The sequence below is a fragment of the Pseudoroseomonas cervicalis ATCC 49957 genome, from assembly GCF_000164635.1.
In the GTDB taxonomy this organism is placed as follows: Bacteria; Pseudomonadota; Alphaproteobacteria; order Acetobacterales; family Acetobacteraceae; genus Pseudoroseomonas; species Pseudoroseomonas cervicalis.
Window position 1 is genome coordinate 1 of the sequence record NZ_GG771170.1, and the last position, 713, is coordinate 713.

Below are 713 nucleotides of genomic sequence, written 5' to 3' on the forward strand. Positions count from 1 at the left end.
CCAGCGGGAGCGCGGCGGCGACCAGCGCCCCCAGCAGCAGCAGGAAGGGCCGCACCGGCACGCCGCTGGCCGCGGCCTCGATCGCGGTGGCGCCGAAGATCATGGCGGGGATGGCGAGGGGCAGCACCAGCAGCGGCAGCAGCACGCCGCCGCGCCGCGCGCCCAGCGTCAGCGCGGCGCCAGCGGTGCCGAGCAGCGACAGGAACAGGGTGGCCAGCGCCAGCACCAGCAGGGTGACGCCCCAGGCGCGTTCCGGCAGGTTCAGCATGGCGGCGGCGACCGGGGTGGCCAGCAGCACCGGCAGGCCGGTGGTCAGCCAATGCGCCAGCGCCTTGGCGGCGGCGATCTGCGCGCCGGAGAGGCCGGAGAGCAGCAGCTGGTCGAGCGAGCCATCCTCCGCCTCCGCCCCGAACAGGCGGTCGAGCGGCAGCAGCGCCGCCAGCAGCGCGGCGGCCAGCAGGGCGCCGGGGGCGAGTCGCGCCAGGATCTCCGGCGAGGGGCCGACGCCGAAGGGGAAGAGCGCGGTCACCAGCAGGAAGAACAGGCAGGCGGCGAGGGTGTCGGCCGGATGGCGGGCGGCCAGCAGCAGCTCCCGCCGCAGCAGGGCGATCATGCCGGGTCCTCCTCCCAGGATTCGTCGGGGGGCAGGGGCGCGGCCAGGCGCAGCTCGCGCGCGCCGGGCAGCGGCAGCGGCACATGGGTGGCGGCCACCA

Annotated in this window: 1 protein-coding gene; it reads right to left on the reverse strand. The window is 77.1% G+C overall.

Annotated elements, in window-relative coordinates:
* Window positions 1-613: heme exporter protein CcmB (gene ccmB / locus HMPREF0731_RS22395; protein ID WP_007006559.1), on the reverse strand; the 613-nt coding region annotated here is incomplete at its 3' end.
* Between the last annotated feature and the right edge of the window lie 100 nt (window positions 614-713).